Origin of the sequence: Enterococcus sp. DIV2449a, from assembly GCF_051711225.1 — a bacterium.
Lineage (GTDB): Bacteria > Bacillota > Bacilli > Lactobacillales > Enterococcaceae > Enterococcus_D > Enterococcus_D casseliflavus.
The window spans coordinates 3,023,716-3,045,669 of the sequence record NZ_JBIOME010000001.1; the positions used below are offsets into that span (position 1 = coordinate 3,023,716).

Below are 21,954 nucleotides of genomic sequence, written 5' to 3' on the forward strand. Positions count from 1 at the left end.
TGGTGTTAGCCTTATCATGAATTGTATTCGCTTTCAAATCAATGTGTATTTTTTTCCCTATGTGTCGAAACGCGAATCCCAACTGCCCCAACGTTCGGGTGACTGATATCCGACCATAAGAGATACGGTTCATCCGCATTTTTATAGACTGGTAACGGTTTTTTAGTGGCTAGATCAATTAGCTCGTCTTCTTCAGTTGCTCCGATCTCTGTTAAAGGAATCTGTTCGCAAGCGACTGCAGCGATACTGCGAAATGCAAAATGAGCCTTGCCGTCTTTTTGATAGGTCAAATACCATTCATTTTTCCAAGCTGTTGGTCTTGCCCGCGTTTCATAGATGCCTTCACCATATAGCGCCAACCAATGGCCGATTTCTTCTAAGCGTTGGGTCTCTTCGAATGTAAATTCGCCATCAGGTGTTGGTCCGACGCCTAAAATCAAATTCCCCCCTTTACTGACTACATCAATCAAGGTTTCCAGCAGTTCTTGGCTGCTCTTAAAAGTATCATTCGGCACATAGCCCCAATCATTTCCAATCGGGATATTGCTTTCCCAAACTTTTTTAGGAATTTCCGCTAATGCAGGAATTTTGCGTTCTGGTGTCACATAATTTTCATGACGGCCCCCCATCATCCGATCAACGATGATCAATTCCGGCTGTTTCTTACGCGCAATCTCAGCTAAACGATCCATTTGTAGGTCTTCTTTGCCTTGTCCGCACCAACCGGCATCTAACCAAAGAAAATCGACTTTTCCGTAATTGGAGGTAATCTCCGCAATCTGGCGATGCACAAACGACACATAGCGTGCCCAAATTTCTGGATGAAGATGGGTATCGTAACTGGCATGACGGCCTTTGACGGTATCATCATCCAACCAGTAAAAAGGAGAATACCAGTCAGCTTTAGAATAATAGGCTCCTGTGGCGATCCCTGCTTCTCGAAATGCCGTAAACACTTCTTGCAATATGTCGCGTTTAAAGGGACTTAATTTCCCGCCGATTTTAAACTCTGATTCCATTGTATTGAACATCGAAAACCCATCATGATGCTTTGTTGTGAATAAACAGTACTTAAACCCTGCATCCTTACAGATTTTTGCCCATTTGCGGGTATCCAGCTTCTTCGGTTCAAACTGATTGATCAACTGCCAATAATCCAAACGCAGTGCTTCGATGGTTTCTCGATAAGGGTGGTTTTCTCTAGCCCATTCATCTTTTTCAGATAATTGCCAAGACTCAACGATCCCCGCTTCGGCATACAGCCCATAATGGAAGATCACTCCGAATTTCAAGTCTTGAAACCATTCCAGACGTTGCTTGAGCATTTCTGTTTCTGGGACTAGTTCTTCTTGAACATTCCCTTTGGCTTCTTCAATATCACCGCGAATCTTTGTCATTCATTTGCACTCCTTTCTTTGTTCTAAATGTAAGCGAAAAAAATGTCCTATAACAATATGTAAGTTTTTTCGCTATGTTAAAACGAGCAACTTCGTCTATAAAAGGTGCAAGGAATAAAGCTTGATTTCGATGAACGTTTTTGGAAAAATGTAGCGTTTCAAATACATTTGCTGTGTTTTTCTTGTTTTCGATGTGTGATTTTTCCATTTACTCCCACTCGCTATATATCAATGATACGATTAGAACAACAAATAAAGCGGATACAACAAAACTTGTATCCGTAAGAAAGTGAGGGGCTTATGAAACAAACGAATGGTATTTATCATGTTTCCTATCAAGTCGGCGATTGGTTACTTCATTGCCTGAAGTTGCAGTTACTCTGGTTTTATTGGGTATTTCGATACGGGATATTTTTAGGTATTTTTCCTGCCACCGCTACGATTATCCAAGCTTTTTTCGATAGCTTCCAAAAAAAGGAACGACCAGCGTCTTTGAAGACTTGGTTCAAAACTATCGTGAAAAAAAATTTCCGTCGTGCCAATCAATTAGGCGCCATGCAAGCGGGTTTGTTGTTGTTCTTATGGTTGGAATTACGTATCTCTAGTACTTTTATCCAAAATAGCTTGATTCACTTTTTTTTGCTGCTGCTATTTATCAGTGCCCTTTTGATCAGCTTGTACCTTCTGCCGGTCTATTTGCGTTATGATTTGACGCTTCTTCACTATTTTAAACAAGCAATATTACTAATGGTTATCAGTGTTCCCCAAACAATTGCGATGATTTTGGGAATCTTAGTGACTACTATCATTTTGACTTTTTTGCCAATCTTATTAGTCATCGGCTTTGTTCCCTTTTTCCTATTCCCCAGTAGCTGGTTCTCTTTTCAAGCGATTCAGCGCTCGGAATCACTGATGAAAGAAGGACGCTCGTGATGAAGGACATTTTTATCCAAAGTAATGAAAACCTCGATGATTTTTTTAGTCACGCACTGCAAGAACTAGAATTGAGGGAAACGCCGAATGGCCATCCCTTGCGCTTGATTCATCGACCCGGTTCCCTGAAAATTTGCCACGGCCCACTAGAAACGATCATTTACTATCAAGAAAAAGCGCATTTGTTTCGGGCATTAACTTTATGGGTGCATGAAGACCGCCCAGTCTATGTCTTAGAAGAACAGCCGCATTTTGAAGCAATTGGACCAATGATCGATCTGTCCCGCAATGCGGTGATGACCGTCAAAAAGCTGGAACGGTTCATTTTATTAACAAGTAAGATGGGTCTCAATCGCCTCATGCTCTATATGGAAGATACTTATGAAATTCCAGAGTACCCTTATTTCGGACATTTGCGCGGTCGTTATACCCAAGTAGAGTTAAAGGCTCTAGATACCTATGCCCAAGCCGTAGGAGTAACTTTGATTCCAGCGATTCAAACATTGGCACATTTGACGAATCCTTTAAAGTGGCAGTTCGCTGGAAATATTCGGGACACAGAAGATATTCTACTGGTGGGAGAAGAAGAAACGTATACTTTTTTGGAAGCAGCGATCCGTTCGATCCGTTCGTGTTTTGCAACTGATCAACTGCACATCGGTATGGATGAAGCACACCAATTGGGGAAAGGAAAGTATTTAGAAATACACGGGTTAAAAGACCGTTTCACGATTATGGCCGCACACCTAAAGCAGGTAGCTGCGCTTTGTCAAAACATAGGTTTTGAGCCGATGATGTGGAGCGATATGTTTTTTAGAATCGGTGCGCCTACGGGTGATTACTACGATTCAGACGTGTGTTTTCCGACAGAATTATTTTCTGACCTTCCTGCGGTCAAAATGGTTTACTGGGATTATTATCACCATGATCATGCCTCTTATCAGCGAATGTTTGCGAAACATCGGGAATTAAAACAGCCGATCGTCTTTGCTGGAGGTATCTGGACGTGGAACGGTTTGGCGCCGAACTACGGCAAAAGTTTCGCCACCATGCGTCACGCCTTGCAAGCCGCCAAAGAAAACGATGTCCAAGAAGTCTATGCCACACTTTGGGGCGACGACGGAGCTGAAACACCATTGATTGCTGCGCTACTAGGTTTGCAATATTTCAGTGAAGCGCAGTTTGGAAACGACCTTTCGTTAGAGAATTTAACTAAAAAATTTCAGCTTTTTCATCAATCAATAGCCAACGACTTTTTACTGCTTGATCGCTTTGATCAAACTACAGGTGTGCCAAAAAACAATCCTCACGGAGAAAACCCCAGCAAGCTGTTGCTCTACCAAGACTTGCTGTATGGCTTGTATCAAGAAAATTTAACTGATCTTTCTTTAGCATCCCACTATCAAACATTGGCTCAAGAGTTGGCTGCTGTGAAAACAACACGGGACACACAAACGATGTTTGCCTTTTATCAGCAGCTGGCTGATGTTTTGGCACAAAAAGCCTGTATTACCAACCAGATCACTAGTGCCTATAAAAGCAAAGATCGCACCGGACTGCACCAAGCAGTAGATAAGCTCAGTGTCTATAAATCCATCTTGCAATCCCTTTATGAAGCCCATCGTCAAGTCTGGTTTGACTGGAATCGACCTTTCGGTTTTGAAATTATCGATCTGCGATACGGCGCCTTGCTGATGCGCTGCGATACGACACTCTGGCGGCTTACTGCCTTCTTGGACGGGGAGCTCGATACGTTGGAAGAATTGACTCAACCGTCCTTACCAATGGTGACCCCTTTCAGCGGCAGTACTTCTGTGGGTCGCAATTTATTTCATGGAATCTATAGTGCGGGGAAAATTTCTGATGTTTAAAAGAAGGAGTGAGAACTTATGAAAACATCCTTGCTGCGCCGAACCGTCATCGTGAGTCTGCTGGCTATTGTTAGCCTATTCTTTCTCTATTTTCTAACAACCGATTCTTCTGCTCCAGTTCATGCCCAACCTTCAGAAAAACTGGAGATGACAGGCAATATTACAAATCAAGCAGCGGCGGAGGCTTGTTTGGCAGTGCTGAAAGAAAATTTACAAGCAGCCTCTGACCAAGACGCGACAGCCTATGCCGCAACGCTAGTGGCAGCGGCACGAGCAGAGACGACCCAAGAATTAGCTGATTTTTTTGCAGAAGAACAGCTGCAGCACACGCTGCTTTCTTTTGAAGTTGTTAAACAAGAGACAGGATCCATGCTGGTCGCGGCTCAACAGAAAACGATCAGCCCAAAAGACTCTTCTTACCGTGACCACATCACAGAGGCTTACCATACCTTTGTCAAGGAAGCAGATGGCTGGAAAATTCAAGAAACAGTCATGACGAATACAGAATTTCTTTAAGTGATTGAAAAAGGAGTTATTTTTAATGAGAACGTATAAAAATTGGCCTGCCGACTACCCTGACCCAAACTGGTTCCTCCATGATCGGTTTGGCTTATTCATCCATTTCGGCCTTTTCAGTATTGGCGCTCGACACGAATGGTTTATGACGACAGAAAAAATTGAACCCACCACCTATCGCGAGAACTATTTTTCTCAGTTTGATCCTGATCTTTTCAATGCAGAGGAATGGGCTCAAACCGCAAAGAAGGCCGGTTTTCAATACATGGTCTTCACGACGAAACATCATGAAGGCTTTGCCCTTTGGGATACCGCTCTCAGCGAATACAAAGTGACCAATACCCCCTTCAAGCGTGACCTCTTAGCAGAACTGCTGCCGGCATTTCGTAAGGTCGGCATTAAGATTGGGCTGTATCATTCGCTGATCGATTGGTATCATCCAGATTTCACGCTCGATGGGCTGCATCCGCAACGAGAGACTATTCAAGCCCGTCAGACGAATAACCAGCGTGACATGCGCCGCTATCAAGATTTTTTAGCTGGTCAAGTCACTGAACTATTGACTAACTATGGAACCATCGATTATATGTGGTTTGATTTTCCATATAGTCATCGAGATTTGGGATGGTCTAAAGGCAAAGGTGCCGCCGATTGGGATAGTAAGCGGATCGAAGAAATTTGTCGAAACCTGCAGCCGAACATGCTGCTGAATGACCGTCTGGATTTGGGCCGAGGGATTACCACCCCTGAGCAATTCCAACCAGACAAACCATTAGAAGCGGATGGATTGCCTTTGATATGGGAAGCGTGCCAAACGATGTACGAAACGTGGGGCTATGATCGTGATGCTCAGCACTGGAAATCCAGTGAAATGATGACCAAAATGCTGATTGACACAGTGGCAAAAGATGGGAACTTTCTTTTAAATATCGGCCCAAATGCTCGTGGAGAAATCAGCTTACCAACTCGCAGCCATTTAGAAGCCATCGGTTCATGTATGCATTATCATCAACAAGCGATTATCGGCTGTGGTACCAGCTCTTTTCAACCGCCTATTGACAGCCGCTACACCCAAAACGGGAATAAACTTTACTTGCACCTCTTTTCTTATCCATACAAATCCTTGCATCTTCCAGGGCTTGCAGGACGCGTAAAGCATATCCGTTTCTTACATGATGGCTCCGAATTGTTTTATCGAGGATTTGATCCCGAAGAAGTTCTCACTTCAACGGAAGCCATCATCAACAAAGAGGACCTTGTTCTCAGCTTACCCGTCTGCCCACCAGATGTGTTGGTACCAGTGGTCGAGATCACTTTAAGAGAAATGTAAGCACCCGTTGCACTGTCCTAAATGAAGAATTTATTTATATAAAGACGTTGCCCTTACTTTCTTTACAAAAAAATGACTAGAAGCGGATCGCTTTTAGTCATTTTTTATGGCTATTTGTTCAAGAACTCCTACAAATTTGCCTATACGAAAGTAGCCAACCAGCTTGTTGAACAGGTGATGAGAACATCCAAACGAGTTGCGTGCTTAATCCATTCTTAACGGTACTTACCACAGGAGGTTCAAAGTTCCTTAGACAAATAAAGAACAAGATCGTCATTGTTGCAGCAAGGCGCATTCATCGCACAATTCTGATTATTGAACCAAACACCAGATCCATCTGGAATATAGCCTTGTTTTACATACAGTCTCTGGGCCGATCCATAACCATTATGCAAGCCTACCCCCAATGTCATCACGGCAGCTATTTCTCGTGCCTTTCCTTCGGCTGCTTTTAAAAGCTGACTGCCTACCCCTTGTTTTTGATAGGATTCAAAAACATTAAAATCCACAATTTCTGGATACAAGCCTTTAAATGGTCCATGCTTTGCTAGAGGAACCAAGGTCAAATACCCGGCAGTTTTGTTGTTTATTTTGGCAAGCAAAACGCATCTCTCCCCCGCTTCTTGCTCGTTTAAATAATCAATCAAGAGCTGCTGGCGAGAAGGCCACCCTTGCTTTAAAAACATTTGATCCATTTCAAGGATATCTTTTCTCTTCAACGGTTGAATGTCTATGACCACTTATTTGCTCCATTTCTCCCCCTCACTCGGGGCTATGTTCATTCTATACAGTGTGTCGCTGGCATTGATTTGCCTTATCGTTAAACTTATTCATCATAAAAAAATAATAGGGATTATCAGCGATTGCTGCTTCACCCAATTCCTCTAGCAATCAGCTGAATGCCGCTTCCCACCCATCATAGAGCTTTTGTACTGTCTCTTTTGGCCGATTGGGTTCATTATAAACTTTTTGGCTAATAGCCGCTTGGAGCCAAAAAATCGCTTGGATCACTTCACGACTAGTCTGAGCCTCAGGCACATCCGCCCAGACGGATAAAGCGATCGCCTGTGTTTGGGCAAGCTGTTCCTGTGCAACTTGTTGTCCATTGGCAAACGTCGTCAACTGGAATTCATTGCTGATTTTTTCGTAGGTTGGATAAGTATAGCCTGCCGCTTCTCCTAAGACATAATAGAAAAAATTATCATTGTGATTGATCATGGTATAGCCTTTTTCAAAAAAGACATCTGCCGGCGCCATATTCTGGTTCCAACGGGTCCAATAGGAGATTTGGCAATTCTCCGTCAACGTTGTCTGCTCTTGGCGATTCAAGCGGTAAAACCCATCATTCCAGACCCGCACAACAAAGCCGAGACTTTCAACAAAGGCCGCCAGTTCATTGACATAATCAATAAAGACTTCGATTCCGCTAGCTTTTTCCCCATAGCGCTCGCGGGCTGCTTCAATCATTTGTGGAAAATTTTCTAAATGATCAAAATCAATAAACTCATCGGCACCAATATGAAAATAGGTGCTGTCTTCAAACAGTTGCGCATATTCCCGATAAACTTCCTGAATAAAAGCTACCGCTTCTGAATCCAAAATGTTCAGTGCTCGATCATCACGCGTGCCATCGGCTGTCGGTAATTGCCACTCGGGCTTTTGAGCCAACACTTGCCGCAAATGACCAGGAGAATCAAAATCAGGGATAATGGCAATTGCATGATTTCGAGCATACGCAATCAATTCACGAATTTCCTGCTTGGTCAAATATTCTTCCGAAACGATTTCTGGAAATTGCTGGGATTCAATCCGAAAGCCTTCGTTTTCCGAAAAATGAAGCTGCAGATGCGTAAATTGGAAGCAAGCCATACTGCGGACGATTACTTTCAAATCAGTTAGAGAATAAAATTTACGCCCGATATCGATCATCAGACAGCGTTCTTTAAGCGCTGCTAGATAGCTTTTCTGTGCTAATTGACCTGTCGCTTGATCTCGGCCATATTTGGTTAACGCGTAAAAGACGTGTTCTGGCGAGGACACACTGATTGTTTGGTTTTCAAATCGAAAATCAGCATCCAGCTGCGGATCAACCACTATTTGCGGGAGCGGATCCTTCGCCGACTGCCAACCTATCTCCTCAAAAAAGACGGCAGCTCGTTGCTGAGCTTCTTTCAAATCAACTGGTTTATTCATCTCATTCTTCCTCTTACTTTCAATAATTTCTCATTTTTTGGTTCATTTCACGGTATTGCCCTGGGGTCACACCCACTATTTTTCGGAACTTTCTCGTATAGTTGGAAACATCATAATACCCATTGTTACGAATAATTTCTTTGATCGGCAAATCTGTTTCAATCAGTTCTTCTTTGATTTTTTTCAGCCGTAATTCTTGAATATATTTGGAGAAGGTTTTGCCGCTTTCTTTTTTTACAAAACGGCTGACATAAGAGACAGATACACCCACTTCCTCTGCCACCGATTCTAGCGATAGCTGAGAGGAATGATAATTTTCTTGAATAAAACTGAAGATTTTCTCATTCATTTCCGACTCGTCATCCAGCGGCTGTTTCTGCACCTTTGTACAAATCTGCTGGGCAATCGTTAACAAGGCCGTCTGCAATTGGTTCAAGTTGTTGAAATCGGCACTTTCAGAAGCAGTATGCAGTACCTCTGCCCCCACCAATTCACCGCCGACTTGCGCGATCGTATTCAACAAGTAGTAGCCGTACATTTTTTGGACACGAGGCGAAGTCTGCTTGCTTTCGCCTTCTTCAATCAAACGTTGGATCGTTTCACTGGCAATCTCAATATTTCCTTGATTCAAGGCTTGGATCAATTTTAATTTTTGATTGTCTGGATAATTGATCGGTAAATGTTTGGTCTCTTGGGAAAGCTCCGCATAGTAGCTGATTTGCTTCCCTTGACTTCCTTGATTTTCCAGTGCCGCCAATCCTTCGATATACGATTCATTAATAGCCGTTAGTTGATCGACCGTCATCCCGACACCCATTGCGGGTGTTAGGGAGATCGCTTGGGTAATTTTTTCCGCGATAGCATCTACAATTTCTTTTTGTTCTTTGCCATCAACAAAGCCAACGGTCAATGCCAGCATTTCTGTGGACAAAATTTCAGTGGCATATGCCGTATAATCAGCTTCTTTGATTTCTTCGATATAATCAATTAAAAATTTCTTATCCCCTTGCTTGGCTTTGGTATCAACAGTTTTCGTATCAATGGCGATCACAAAGTAATTCGAGTTAGGAAAACAAACATGGACAGCTTCCAAAAGCAGAGCCAATTCTTGTTCTGATCGGAAACGTCCACTCATTAATTTGCGCAACACTTGCTCTCTGGCATGAGGTGTTTGCAGGCGGACTTCCTGATGCAGTTCTTGGTGCTCTACCAAAAATGCCGCTAGCGTATTATGGACATCATCCATCGAATGAAGAGTCATTTTTGGATCACGATGAAACTCCTGAACCAGATTTTCTATTTTGCGAATCGGCCGATAACTGCGTAAACCAAGCATCACGACTGCGGTGATACCCGTAAACAATATGGCGATAAATACTAGGACGAACTGTTCTTGCACACGGTTGACTGAAGCCAATGCTTGATTCGGATTGGCGACAGCTACGACCGAAATATTCAATTCTTTGTTGGCAATTGCTTGAACAAAATACGTCGATTGTTCAAACCGCATTCGTCCTGTTTGAATACCTTTTTTCATTCGCTCAGGATGATTTAAAAAGCGTGCTAACTCATCATTGGTGGTACTGGCTAATAACTGATACTCACCATTGATGATATAGGTATTGCTGAGCCCATCACTATTGCTTAAATCAAGGATTCTCTTCAAATTGTTTTCTTTGATTTCGTAGATTGCTGCGCCGTAAACGGTCATTTCTTCACTTTGAATTGGAACGATATAAAAGAAACGCGAATATCGCTGTTCTCCACCAGCACCTTCCAATGTCAGTAACGTCGGCGCTGGAGAGTCCAATTGTGCGACCAATTGAACTTGGTCCATATCGTTTTTTGGCAGTACCTTATTCAAGAATGTGTCGACTGACAGTGAGCCAACGGTTGAATAAAGGGTCGCCGGAGCTTCTTTATAATATAAATAGACTTCTTCGACTAGATCGTTAGTGATTTTATATGTCTGCATCGCTTCTTTTGCTTCTTTAGTCAAGTAAGGATGCTGTAGGTATTTCAATGAAACAACATGATCATTGGTCATTTTTTGGGTCAGATAATTCAATTGAATAAATGTATTTTCTAATGAATATTTCAATTGGATCAATTGATTTCTGGCCGTCAGCAGTACTTGTTCATTGATACTTTTGACAGAGGTATCATACCAAATCCATGACACGGCTAAAAAAGGCACTAAAAACACGATTAAATAAGAGCTGATGGCACGAATGATTCCCCTAAATAGTTTTTGACGATTCTGTTCCGTGTACTTTCTCACTTGCATCACCTATTCTCTGTTATTTCAAAAGCTCAAAAACGCTTTCATTTATCGGTACTTATTTAGGAGAAAAGAATGTATGATACTCTAATAAAATACGCTTTATTTTAATAAAAAACAATGCTTTTTTACAAGTTAGCTATCAGGCTTGTATTTTCTTAACCAGTTATAACAAGCGCCTAATAAATTTGATTCATTGCCAAAACGACAGGCACAAATGTTTGGCACGATAACAGTACTTGGAATCTGTTCAGCAATCACAGCCAATCGTGCGTTTACTTGAGGGATCAAGAAACGGCTAGCACTGATTCCACCACCAATCAAGATAATTTCCGGATCAATCATGTACTGTAGGCTATAGCAAGCTGCCGCCAGCTTATCGACAAAATCAGCGACCATTGGCAGACATCGCGGATCTTGTTCTTGAACCAGTGTATCAATGCGCTGCCCATTGATTGTGGGATCTCCGATACGCTCTGCTGTTTCTTCCACAAGAGTTCTGGTTGACCCTGCGATGCTCCAAAGTTCCCAATCCTTCGTTTCGGTCGGAAAAAGCATATAGCCAAACTCTCCTGCTAGTAAGTGTTTGCCGCGAACCAATTGATGGTTAATCATTAAGCCACCGCCAACGGATGTACCTAGGACAATTGTCGCAAAGGACGCACAATTTTGAGCGTGACCTAACCACTTTTCTGCCAATAACGCACAGTTGCCATCATTTTCGGCAGCCACTGGACATTGGTATGTGCTTCGCAAATGCCTAACCAGTCTTTTGCCAAATCCTTCATACAAAGGTGATGTCATCCCGATTTCTTGGCTTCGTGGATCAACCAGTCCCGTTGAGCTAATAGCAATACCATCAAATGTTGCAGCATAGAATGCATCGATGTGTCGACATATGCGTTGCGTGACTGTGGCATATTCCTTGTTCATAGGAAATTGAGTCAATTGTCTGCGTTCCCCTTGACTATTCACTAACCCACATTTAATAGCAGTACCGCCAATATCAATTGCTAAAATCCACATTTTCTTGACCTCACAAGGCTTTCTTTTATCTTGCATTTAGTATACGCAACCAATGTTTTCGGCGACCATATGTATTTCTTGCAACAGTGTGTCAAATCCGCCCAAGCCATAAAAAACCCCGCAACGAAAGATATCTTGCATTTAGAAAGAATATACGTTGTACAGAAAGTGATAGCTTATCTGCTTATTTTTAAAACACTAAAAAGATCAGGTTTAACGCTCAGCTTCACAAAACTGTTCATCCTGCAAAGCAAAAAAGAAATCCATTAGATACGGTGCCTGAGAATTTTGTCAGCAAAGGAAACAGCTACCCATTTTTTGAGATAAGCTATCTAGTTTATAAAACAAAAAACCGTCACGCATAAGACATCCTCTCATGCGTGATCGGCATTCTACTTAGTCATTGCTTTTTAGAAATAGATCGAACGATTTTTTAGAACTTAGTTGCTGACTCTGGGTGTCACAACAGAAAATCTATTAGCAATAAGCTAACTTTGTTCTGTTCTTACACTCTGGTCACTCATTGCTCATTTGAGTCATAAAACCTCAATAAACGCTTGTGCTCGTTCAATACAGTCCCTGCTCCAAATAATCCACCAACGGACCCAAGTACTTTTTATCTGTCCAATCACAATCTTGTCCGTTGGCTTCCATGAGTGCCTTCGTCTGTGGGTCATAGGTGTGCGGCGCTTTCTTAGCCGCAGCTTTTCTTAACATTTTCACTAAGTTTCGATCAAAGAAATTCATTTTGCTTTCCTGCCATTGTCCTCTGCCGTAAAAAAGGGGGATGTCCTTTATTGGACCCGTGAGATTCTGTTCTCTGAGTTTTTTCACAACATCTTCTTCAGGAGCAGAGGCTCCCACACAAAAGATAAGTATCTCTTTGTCTTTTAGCTGGTTAGTATTCTTTTTTAAAAAGGACAGTCCAGCAATACCCGATGCATAGATTCCCCCACAGAAGATAATTGTGTCATAATCCATTACTTCAGCTATTTTCGCTTTTGGGGTTTCTAGGCTGGAAAAACCTGTTGCATCTTGAAGCCAGTGGACATACTTTTTGACAGCGCCGTATTTCGATTGATAAACAATCATGCCGTTTTTCATGGGGGAACTCCTCTCTGCAGTTAGGACTGCACCTTATGGTTTTGTGCCAGCTATTGCTTGTTCTAAAAACGTTTCGTACGCTTTTTCCTGTTGTGCATAGATTTCATCTAGTGGAATACCAGGTGTCGTTACTGAGAAAATCGTACCGATTCCGATCGTGTAAATGAGCATATGCATGTGTAGCTGTTTGGCGGTTTCTATACTGATAGTCAAATCGGCGGCAATCCTTTGGGCTACTTGAGGATTCGTCTCCAACTGATACAGATCTTCTAATGACGAAACATTCGCTCTTTTTTGTAAGACAAAAATACTCAAAATATGGGGTTCTTCTTTCGCCAATTGCAAATACGCGTGTCCGGTACTGCGAAACAGATCCTGGGGGTCGCTATGGGCTTCTAGATACGCTTGTAAAAATTGCCGTGCTTTCTGCTCTACTTCTGTTCGCAGGCCCTCCATATTGGTGCAGTAACTATAGATGGGCTGGACTGAACAGCCTAACTTCTCGGCAATGTTCTTGACGATCACGTGCTCCATACCGCCTTTTCGAGCAATCTCAAAGGCGGCATCAACCACCATTTCCTTTGTTATTCGTTGTTTCGGCATTCATTGTCCTCCTTAAGCACAAGTTTCGTTATATAAACTCTTTATATAAATCGATTATATTCTTTTGTTCCTTCGAAGTCAATTGGATCCAAGCCACTATCCCTCGCTCTTTCTATTGAATAAAGAGCTGTCTATTTCTCAAAAATCATCGTTCATAGGTTGTAAATCTTCCGTTACTTTCCAATGATTGCTGGCTCTTTTATCCGCATAAAAAAGGTACAGCCCACAGAAAAAGGCTGTACCGTAGATAATACGTATGGGCTCTTTTACACTCGAAGCTGCTACACTTCTGGGGTGTCCTCTGGTGGCGCTTCGGGGATCGGTTCTTCCTCTTCATACAAGGAGGAAACCCGCGTATACCATTCAAACACATGGGTAATGACCACTTTAGCTGCCGCATACACAGGAATCCCTAAAATGACCCCAACAAGGCCAAACAGTTTTCCTGAAGTCAAGAGGACTAACAGGATCGTGACAGGATGAATCGACAACTCGTTTCCTAGAACTAATGGCGAAATCAAGCGGCCTTCAATGGTCTGCTCAATGACAAAGACGATCAGCACTTGGATCAGTAACACGGGTCCACCGACGATTCCTAAAAAGACCGCAGGGATCATGGCCAAAAAAGATCCTAAATAAGGGATCAAATTTAGAAATCCCGCTGCAATCCCCAGTGTGATGGCATAATCTAAGCCAATGATACTAAACCCGATCATAAACATCACTGCGACCGCAAACGCCACCGTCAGTTGTCCCCGAATATAGGAGGATACTTGATCGTTCATCTCTTTTAAGACGACCAGTGATGGCTGGCGCATTTTGGTTGGCAGAAATTTAACAAAATAAGGGGCTAGTTTACGGCCATCTTTCAGTAGGTAGAACAAAATAAATGGCATGGTAATGACCGCTAAAACGATCGTTGCAACGGCGCCGAAGAAACTGCCTAGATTTTGAATCGTGCTGCGGGAAAGGTTTTGGACGATATCCGTCAAAGAAGAAATCAACTTCTCATTGGAGGCTTCGATCTGCTCTTGGACTTGTGAGAAGATTGGATCAGAGAGGATCTCATTCACCTTATTCTCGATGATCGTCAAGTAGCCTGGCAAATTATCCGCAAAGCTCATGGATTGCTCTTGGATCTTAGGGATGATCACCACCACACCCCAGACGATCAGACCAACCACTAAAATAAAGAGACCGAAAATACTGTAGATTCGTTTGATTCCCTTGCGTTCTAAGTAGTCGACGGTGGGGTTCATCAAGTAATACAAGATCCCCGCCAAAATGATTGGCAATCCGACGATGGCTAAAAATTGCCAGACGGGTTCAAACAAATACGACACTTTCGTAAAGAGCAGCAAAATCAAGAGAATCAATAAAATGACCAGCAAGCTGGTCACTGCTTGATTGTTTAAAAACCATTTCCAAAACCAGGAATGCGGCTTTTTCTGCGTTTCTTTCATGACATTCTTTGCCTCCTAGTCGTACGTCACCTGCATGCCGACTTCTAGTTTCGGCAGAACAGTTGGCGTTAAATAAATCGCACTTGAAAGCTGATCTTCAGCCGGCACTTCGTCAAAGACAAAGGTCACATGCTGGATCGTTTGCAGGATTTGGTTTACGACCGTCCCTACATATTGGACTTGATAGGTCTGATCACCAAAAGTGATCTGGTCCCCTTTTGTGACGACTAACGCTTGCGAATCAGGAATCGTTTGGATGACTGAATATTCTCGCAGTGTGTCGGTCGCTTCTTCCCCAAAAAAGATGATCATTCTTTCTTGCGAATCGATCGCTTGTGGACCGATTTCTTTGATCGTCCCTTTTTTCATATGACAAACTCCCCTTTCTATCTTCTTGTTTATTATAACATAAAGAGTTTTTCTACCCGCCCAAAACCGCATTCTATGGTAGAATTAAATAGGAATGAAACTATTAGGAGGTTTTTTTATGTTGCAAACGATTTATTTAGGTACGTACACTCGTCGCGAAAGTAAAGGGATCTATTCGATCGCTTTAGATACGGAAAAAGGAACACTGACCGATTTGACCTTATGCGCGGAAGAAAAAAGTCCGACTTATCTTGCCCGCAGTAAAAAAGAAGCAGTTTACAGCGTCACAGAAGTAGATGGCAACGGCGGCGCAGCTGCTTATACCCCAGACTTTACCTTGCTGAATACCGCAACGGAAGAAGGCGCACCACTTTGCTATGTAGCAGTTGATGAAACCCGTCAGCTTTTATATGGTGCCAACTACCATAAAGGTGAAGTGAATGTTTATAAAATTCTAGAGGATGGCAGCATCGAAGCAACGGACAGCATCTACCATGATGAACCCGTCGGCTCTCATGAAAACCAAGACAAACCTCATGTCCACTATACTGACTTAACACCAGACCAACGTTTAGCAGTTTGTGACCTTGGAACAGACCGGGTCTATACTTATGATATTTCAGAAGATGGCAAACTGACAGAAGTTGCCGTTTACGTGGCAGAAGACGGAACTGGTCCACGTCATTTGGTCTTCCATCCAAATAACCAATACGCTTACTTAGTGGGCGAATTAGACAGCTCATTGACTGTTTTACGCTACAATGAAGCAGATGGCAGTTTTGAGAAAATCCAAAAGGTGCCAACGATCCCTGCGGACTTTACGGATTTCAACAGTGGCGCTGCGGTACGTATCTCGAACGATGGCCGTTTTGTTTACAGCTCAAATCGCGGCCATAATTCAATCGCTGTTTTTGAAGTAACCGATGAAGGCGCTGGCCTGACTTTTGTTCAATCAATCTCGACTGAAGGCGACTTCCCTCGCGATTTCGATTTGGACCCGACAAACGATTATCTCGTTTGTGCCAACCAAAATTCTGATAACCTAACGTTATACAAACGCGATGAAGCCACTGGCAAATTGACTGTCTTAGAAAAAGACATCTACGCACCAGAATGTGTCTGCGTCTTATTCAAAAAATAAAGTTTTGGAGGATTCCCCCATGTTTGATAAAACACCAAAGGAACTTGTGCTCAAAGATTTTTCTAATATCTACAATAAATGTCAATCAACCTTTGAACTAGTGACGAGCCGCAAATACAATGAATCATTGGTCCTATTAACGACTGCAGAAACGTATGCGATCGCTGAAAAAGCCTATATTCGCTGCGATACTGCCAAAGAGCTGCAAACAGCGGAAGTCATTGCTTTCTTTGATGCTTTTGAGATCTATTATTTTGAATTAAAACAAGTCCTTTTTCATGATGACGATGATTTTGTTTCTTTAAAAAATCGTTTAGAAAAAATGAAAGACACTTACGAAGCATTGACAGCCTCATTTCATTTGTTATGATGAAATCAAATCAAATGTGAAAAAGGTGACGTTATGAACCAAGAACAAGTGTTGGATCGTTTACGAGAAGAATTGGCCATGCCGTTTTTCGAAGCAAAACTAGAAGACAAAGAGTATTCCGAAGAAGACTATCAACAAGTCAAAGCGGATTTGGTAAAATACTTTGATGACTATGTACGCAATGTAGAAAATTAAGAAACAGCCTGCGATGATTCCTTCATCGCAGGCTGTTTTACTGTTATAACGTCACTAGAAAGTTTTGATTCGTCGTAGCTTCGATTTGAGGATGCTGTTTTAAATAGTCAGCAATCAGTTCCGTCATATCGACTTGAATCTCACGAACGATTTTTTCGGCAGAAAACATGGCGTAGTTGCCGCCACCTACTGCACGGTATTGGTTAATGACGATCTCTAATTCTTGATCCATCGCAATGGCTTTTTCTTCAAAGTCCAAGCGGGTGATTCGCTGACCGACGGGTTGACTAAGATCGATCGTATACTCGATGCCTTCATACATATCGTAGTTATAATATTGCGGTTTTGGCTCAATAAAAGCAGGATTGAAGACGATCTGACCGTCAACAACGGCTAAATAATCCGCCGTTTGTTCTAAAGCGGCTTTTAATTCGGCACCTGTTATTTTGACTACAGCTAACGTATTTGGGTAAATATAATTAGTGATCACATCTCGCATCGTGATGGTTGCGCCAAAGCCTTTGCCCTCATTGTTGAAAAGAGCAGTACCAGAAATTTTGGCGCCGCTGGCAGCCATCTGAACACGATTGATGAATTCAATATAAGGATGCTCTTTCAAGCGTGCCCCCATCGGATCGGTGATTCGCATATCCCCACTGACTTTGCCTAACGGCTGATCTAGCCAGGTTTGTAATTCTTCTTCGATGGGTGCTAACAAAGCCAACGTCTCTTGATCTGGGACAGCATCTGCAACAGGGATCAACGCAGCCGTACTGTTTGTGACATGAACCCCTGTCTGATTTTTTTCAACCGTCAATTCGATGGCGCCGATAAAGCTTCCACGATAACCGGGCTGTACAACGGGGACACCATTGATTTTTGTGGCGATCTCACGGTGCTGGTGTCCTGTGAAGAACGCATCGATTCCTGAGACTTCCTGCAATAATTGATAGCCCTCATTTTCACCAGTCAATAATTCGGTCGGTTCTCCAGTGACTAAATCACGCTCGAAGCCGCCATGGTAGCTGACGACAACGATATCGGCTTTTTCTCTTAAGTAAGGCACATAGTTTTTCGCTGTCTCAACGATGCTGACAAACTGCATCCCGCGAATCGTCGCAGGCTGTTCCCAATGAGGAATATATGGCGTCACCATTCCTAAGATCGCGATCTTTACCCCTTCTTTTTCAATGATGGTGTAAGCTTGGCCAAAGAATGGTTCTCCCGCTTCATTTAAAATATTCGCTGCGAGTACTGGTGTTTGGTAGCTGGCGATCGCTTCTTGCAAATAAGGCAGACCGTAGTTGAACTCATGATTGCCTAAGACATGGACATCAACGTCTAGGTGGTTGACGACAGCGGTCAATGCGGCAACGGAGTGCTGGCTTTTGGCGATGTAATAGCTTAAGGGCGAGCCTTGGATAAAGTCGCCATTTTCGATCGTTACGACCGGCCCGGAGGCTGCTTGACGTAGCTCTTTCATTTTGGTGGCAACTTTTGCCACGCCGAATCCTTGTTCCGTATCATCGGCAAAATTGGTTGGATAGACATAGCCATGCATATCGCTCGTTTCTAAAAACGTGATTTTCATTCAAAAGACTCCTTTTCCCCTCAATAGACCAAAAGGGCATGCGCATAAGTCGAAAACCCTCGAAAGCCAGCATTTTCTGCTTCCTTGTGTCTTCAAACCTTATGGCACAAACCCTTTTGTCTTTCATTCTCAGGTGTTTCCCTGATTATACCCTATTTTGACGAAGAAATTCAGAATTATTGGTTCCAAGCATCTTCTAATTGTGGTTTCGCGTTTTCAATCAATTGATCGACATCTTGATCTGTATTAGACAAAATGTTTTCCATGATTGAACGCATTTCATTGTAAGCAGGATCAGCATTTTCAATCACTGGGATCGAGAACAATTCTTTGGTTGCATCTTCTAATTTGGCAGCGACTTTTGTTTCAGGATTGTTTTTGTATTCATCGCTTTCCAAAACAGATTCAACAACTGGCATGTAGCCGGTATCGATCGCCCATGTTTTTTGCGCTTCTGGCGAAGTTAGGTATTTCATGTATTCAAAAGCAGCGGTGCGTTGCTCTGGTGTTGCGCTGTTGAACATATACAAGTCAGTTCCTTGTTGCAAGTTGATTGGTTCTGGACGAGCTGCTACGTCATATTCAAATTTGCCTTCGGTATCTTTTTTAACAAAGCCTTCCCCTGCGATTGAGCCGACATACATTGCGATTTGCTCGTTGGCAAATGGACCAGACAAGTATTTGTCAGAACCAGCGATTCGGAAGTAGCCGTCTTTAACACCATCTAGGTAGTAGTTGATGACTTCTTTTGATTCATCGCTGTCTAATTGCAAGTCTTTGTCAAAATCAACGCCTTGATTTTTCATTGCGATGGCATAGTAGTTGTTTAATGAGTCAAAACCAGCACCTACGACTTCACCGTTTGATTTTTCATAGATTTCTTGAGAAGCTTCTTTTAATTCTTCCAGGTTTGTTGGTACGTCAATACCATACTCGTCTAACATGTCTGCATTGTAAAACAGCATTTCTGTAGATTTGTTGAAAGGAATCCCGTATTGCACGCCGTCGATTTGTGCACCATCTAAAAGGGCACTGCGGATCTCTTCTTGGTCACCCCAACCGATAGTATCATCGTTGATGTATTCGCCAAGGTCAACTAGCATGTCATCTTGGGCAGCATTCCATAACCAACCAGGATATGCTTGGGTGATAGTTGGCAGATCTTTTGGTGAAGGCAAGGTTGAATTCACCTTTGCTTGCAAATCAGGATAGCTTGATTGGTTTTGCAATTCGATCTTGATGTTTGGATTTTCGTCCATGAATTGCTCGGTCAATTTCGTCAATGATTCTTCTTGCGCACCATTCATTGCATGCCAAAAGGTGACAGTCGTATCTTCGCTTAGCTCTGTAACGATTTCATCACTTTCCGTAGAACCAGATGAATCGTTGTTGTTTCCACAAGCCCCTAATACCAATGTCGCGGCTGCAGCTGCTGCAAATGCAAGTTTCTTTGTTTTCATTTTTTCCTCTCCTCTATCACTCTAAAATAATTTTTTCACCGCGTTGCGGCAATATTCTTTCACCATACGGATTCACCAGATTTTCTGGTTTCAGCGTATGGATTGGAACCAATCGTTGGGGCTCGATCCATGCAATGATCTGATCTAAATCAGCTGGTTTCGCATGTCCCGAGTTTGGCAAACGGACAAATTCGATGTCCAGTGCTGCCAATTGATCCAAAAAGACTTGATAAGCTGGATCAAAATCGCCTAACGGCTGCGCATCACTGTGAATATACAAACCACCCGTCTGCAAGTTTTCAAAATGCGCGACTGCTTGCCAAAGGTACTGGCTCGTGTCGGCACATAATGCCTGATAAGAAATGGCGAAGGCTGGATCGAGCGTCGCTGGTACTTGATCATCGATCGTATAGAACGGTACATCTTTATTGAAAATTTCTTTCAACAAAGCAGCTTGCGTCGCCTCTAAAACAACCGTCCGCGGCGCGGCTTCAACAAGCGCCATAAAGCGCTCGACATTGGCTGGATAGCCATTGAAAGTAATTTGTCGTTGGGGATTTTCTTTGACCAGACGCACGAAGGTCTCGATCAATTCTGTTTCACTTTCCACTGTGATCGCTTTGGGGTCCGGTTCTCTTTCTGGAAAGCTGATGCTGACCCCTTCCATCATCAATAGATCCGTGTGTTTGGCTAACTGACAGAATTCTTTGGTACGCTCTGGATGATAGCCATGCAAACGCAAATCACCGGTATAAGCGATAAAATGATCTGGCGTGCGAATCAACAAAGCTGCCGCACCGTACGCATCATGATCGACTGGAATGATCTCGACTTTGATTTCCCCGACCCGAATCACATCATGGGGTTCTAAGCCGATCAATTCACGGACAAAGCTTTTTTCTTCATGAGGAACGGGCAGCAAGAAGTCCCCTTTTTGATTCAACACTTCGAGGATCGCTTTGGTTTCCTTCAAGGTGTACATAGGAATATTTGGGTCTAAAAAGTTGATCATCTTGGAATGATCCAGATGGGCGTGGGAAAGAAAAACTGCTGTTTCTTGGTATTCTTTCGTTTCGCTTCCTTGGTACGTGTAGTCTAAGCGTGGATCGTAGACATTTTTCAGTTCTGGTATCCAGCGATGCGCAACTAACGTTTGTAATTCTTCATCTGGTAAGGGTGTTTCTGGATGATACTCCGAACCGAAGTCAAAAAAGATATGGGCATCTTTGTACGCAACTTCGATGACGGTCCCTCCAATCGTTAAGATCCCGCTATGAAAGGTAATCGTCGTTTTATCCTTTGATGCCATCTTTAGCCACTCCTTTGATAATTTCTTTTCTAAAGATCAAGTAAATGATCAGAATTGGAATGACGGTCAAGGTCGCTGCCGCCATCTGTAAATGAACATCGCTGCCGCTTTCTGTGGTAAAGGCAGCCAACCCATTATTTAAGAGGCGGTATTTTTTCTCATTGGTTACTAGCAACGGCCATAAGAAGGAATTCCAGCTAGAGATGAAAGTCAAGATCCCGACTGTCACTAAGGCTGGTTTTGACATGGGGATCAAAATCCGCCGAATGTAAGCCAAATCGCTAGCACCGTCGATTTTGGCCGCTTTGTAAAAGGTATTGGAAATACTTTGCAAATAACCATTTAAATAATAGATGTAAAAAATACTGGTCAGAAAGGGAATGATCAACGCACTATACGTATTCAATAAGCCCATTCGCGCAATCGTATTGTAATTGGTGAAAATGATCGATTCATAAGGAACCATCAATAACGAGATCATCAATCCGATAACTAACCGTTTGTATTTGAATTCAAGACTAGTCAATGCAAAGGCAGCTAGAATCGCAGTGATCAGCGTCGCGATAGTCGTCACCGCGGAAACGAAGACCGTATTAAAGAAGTAGCGTAAAAACGGTGCTCGGGTAAAAACTTCCCCGTAGTTGCTCCACTGGAAAGACTCTGGCATGATCGTCGGTGGAATACTGGTTGCTTCACTGTAGGTCATTAGACCAGCTAAAATCATATAGACAAAGGGAAACAGCGTGATCACTGCTAAAATTGCTAAAAACAGCATCGAAACAATCGTGACAATTTTTTTCAT

20 protein-coding genes are annotated in these 21,954 nt (G+C 42.8%); 7 read left to right on the forward strand and 13 right to left on the reverse strand.

The window, feature by feature from the left end:
* Nucleotides 1-38 precede the first annotated feature (38 nt).
* Entirely contained in the window at nt 39-1,397 is a 1,359-nt protein-coding gene (locus IGI76_RS14355) for an alpha-L-fucosidase (RefSeq protein ID WP_333718757.1), read from the reverse strand.
* A gap of 300 nt (nt 1,398-1,697) precedes the next feature.
* Here IGI76_RS14355 and IGI76_RS14360 point away from each other — a divergent pair, with 300 nt between their 5' ends.
* From IGI76_RS14360 to IGI76_RS14375, 4 genes are read left to right on the forward strand one after another with little or no spacing between them, the layout of a single operon-like run.
* The gene (locus tag IGI76_RS14360; protein ID WP_015510403.1) at nt 1,698-2,330 is read left to right on the forward strand and encodes a DUF624 domain-containing protein; all 633 of its coding nucleotides are present in this window, start codon (nt 1,698-1,700) and stop codon (nt 2,328-2,330) included.
* Nucleotides 2,330-4,201 (forward strand): beta-N-acetylhexosaminidase, encoded by a 1,872-nt coding sequence (locus IGI76_RS14365; RefSeq protein ID WP_438781649.1) that lies wholly within the window; start codon nt 2,330-2,332, stop codon nt 4,199-4,201. Before IGI76_RS14360 ends, IGI76_RS14365 begins: the two co-directional genes overlap by 1 nt.
* Nucleotides 4,202-4,219: 18 nt before the next feature.
* Complete coding sequence (locus IGI76_RS14370) at nt 4,220-4,717, forward strand: hypothetical protein (protein ID WP_060791531.1); 498 nt, start codon at nt 4,220-4,222, stop codon at nt 4,715-4,717.
* Nucleotides 4,718-4,742: 25 nt separating this feature from the next.
* The gene (locus IGI76_RS14375; protein WP_438781650.1) at nt 4,743-6,047 is read left to right on the forward strand and encodes an alpha-L-fucosidase; all 1,305 of its coding nucleotides are present in this window, start codon (nt 4,743-4,745) and stop codon (nt 6,045-6,047) included.
* Nucleotides 6,048-6,286: 239 nt separating this feature from the next.
* Here the strand turns inward: IGI76_RS14375 and IGI76_RS14380 are convergent, their stop codons facing one another.
* The 8 genes from IGI76_RS14380 to IGI76_RS14415 form a co-directional block, all read right to left on the reverse strand.
* Nucleotides 6,287-6,787, reverse strand: a complete 501-nt coding sequence (locus tag IGI76_RS14380) for a GNAT family N-acetyltransferase (protein WP_086295752.1) — start codon at nt 6,785-6,787, stop codon at nt 6,287-6,289.
* A gap of 151 nt (nt 6,788-6,938) precedes the next feature.
* Complete coding sequence (locus tag IGI76_RS14385; RefSeq protein ID WP_086295753.1) at nt 6,939-8,240, reverse strand: family 20 glycosylhydrolase; 1,302 nt, start codon at nt 8,238-8,240, stop codon at nt 6,939-6,941.
* Nucleotides 8,241-8,259: 19 nt separating this feature from the next.
* Nucleotides 8,260-10,527, reverse strand: coding sequence for a helix-turn-helix domain-containing protein (locus IGI76_RS14390; protein WP_438781651.1), 2,268 nt, complete (start codon nt 10,525-10,527; stop codon nt 8,260-8,262).
* Between the two features lie 129 nt (nt 10,528-10,656).
* On the reverse strand, nt 10,657-11,583 hold the full coding sequence (locus tag IGI76_RS14395; RefSeq protein WP_060791536.1) for an ROK family protein: 927 nt from the start codon (nt 11,581-11,583) through the stop codon (nt 10,657-10,659).
* A 531-nt stretch (nt 11,584-12,114) separates the two neighbouring features.
* Nucleotides 12,115-12,651, reverse strand: coding sequence for a flavodoxin domain-containing protein (locus IGI76_RS14400; protein ID WP_060791537.1), 537 nt, complete (start codon nt 12,649-12,651; stop codon nt 12,115-12,117).
* Nucleotides 12,652-12,684: 33 nt separating this feature from the next.
* Nucleotides 12,685-13,254, reverse strand: a complete 570-nt coding sequence (locus IGI76_RS14405) for a TetR/AcrR family transcriptional regulator (RefSeq protein WP_010749120.1) — start codon at nt 13,252-13,254, stop codon at nt 12,685-12,687.
* Between the two features lie 281 nt (nt 13,255-13,535).
* Complete coding sequence (locus IGI76_RS14410) at nt 13,536-14,717, reverse strand: AI-2E family transporter (protein ID WP_005228027.1); 1,182 nt, start codon at nt 14,715-14,717, stop codon at nt 13,536-13,538.
* Between the two features lie 15 nt (nt 14,718-14,732).
* Nucleotides 14,733-15,086 carry a PTS glucitol/sorbitol transporter subunit IIA gene (locus IGI76_RS14415; RefSeq protein WP_005228025.1) on the reverse strand — a complete coding sequence of 118 codons (354 nt, stop codon included), beginning with the start codon at nt 15,084-15,086 and terminating at the stop codon, nt 14,733-14,735.
* A gap of 118 nt (nt 15,087-15,204) precedes the next feature.
* Between IGI76_RS14415 and IGI76_RS14420 the strand changes: the two genes are divergently transcribed.
* Genes IGI76_RS14420 through IGI76_RS14430 form a run of 3 tightly spaced genes read left to right on the forward strand, consistent with a single transcriptional unit; the run spans nt 15,205 to nt 16,792 of the window.
* A complete protein-coding gene (locus IGI76_RS14420; protein WP_005228024.1) occupies nt 15,205-16,227 on the forward strand; it encodes a lactonase family protein in 1,023 nt (340 codons plus the stop codon).
* A gap of 19 nt (nt 16,228-16,246) precedes the next feature.
* Entirely contained in the window at nt 16,247-16,597 is a 351-nt protein-coding gene (locus tag IGI76_RS14425) for a hypothetical protein (RefSeq protein ID WP_005233740.1), read from the forward strand.
* Nucleotides 16,598-16,630: 33 nt separating this feature from the next.
* Nucleotides 16,631-16,792, forward strand: coding sequence for a hypothetical protein (locus IGI76_RS14430; protein ID WP_005228019.1), 162 nt, complete (start codon nt 16,631-16,633; stop codon nt 16,790-16,792).
* A 43-nt stretch (nt 16,793-16,835) separates the two neighbouring features.
* Here the strand turns inward: IGI76_RS14430 and IGI76_RS14435 are convergent, their stop codons facing one another.
* From IGI76_RS14435 to IGI76_RS14450, 4 genes are all read right to left on the reverse strand, one after another.
* Nucleotides 16,836-18,383: a bifunctional metallophosphatase/5'-nucleotidase gene (locus IGI76_RS14435; RefSeq protein ID WP_333718762.1), complete on the reverse strand. Its 1,548-nt coding sequence runs from the start codon at nt 18,381-18,383 to the stop codon at nt 16,836-16,838.
* 176 nt (nt 18,384-18,559) lie between these two features.
* Nucleotides 18,560-19,843: an ABC transporter substrate-binding protein gene (locus IGI76_RS14440; protein ID WP_016609876.1), complete on the reverse strand. Its 1,284-nt coding sequence runs from the start codon at nt 19,841-19,843 to the stop codon at nt 18,560-18,562.
* Between the two features lie 16 nt (nt 19,844-19,859).
* Nucleotides 19,860-21,152 (reverse strand): MBL fold metallo-hydrolase, encoded by a 1,293-nt coding sequence (locus tag IGI76_RS14445; protein WP_086295757.1) that lies wholly within the window; start codon nt 21,150-21,152, stop codon nt 19,860-19,862.
* Nucleotides 21,136-21,954: a carbohydrate ABC transporter permease gene (locus IGI76_RS14450; RefSeq protein WP_005228015.1), complete on the reverse strand. Its 819-nt coding sequence runs from the start codon at nt 21,952-21,954 to the stop codon at nt 21,136-21,138. Before IGI76_RS14450 ends, IGI76_RS14445 begins: the two co-directional genes overlap by 17 nt.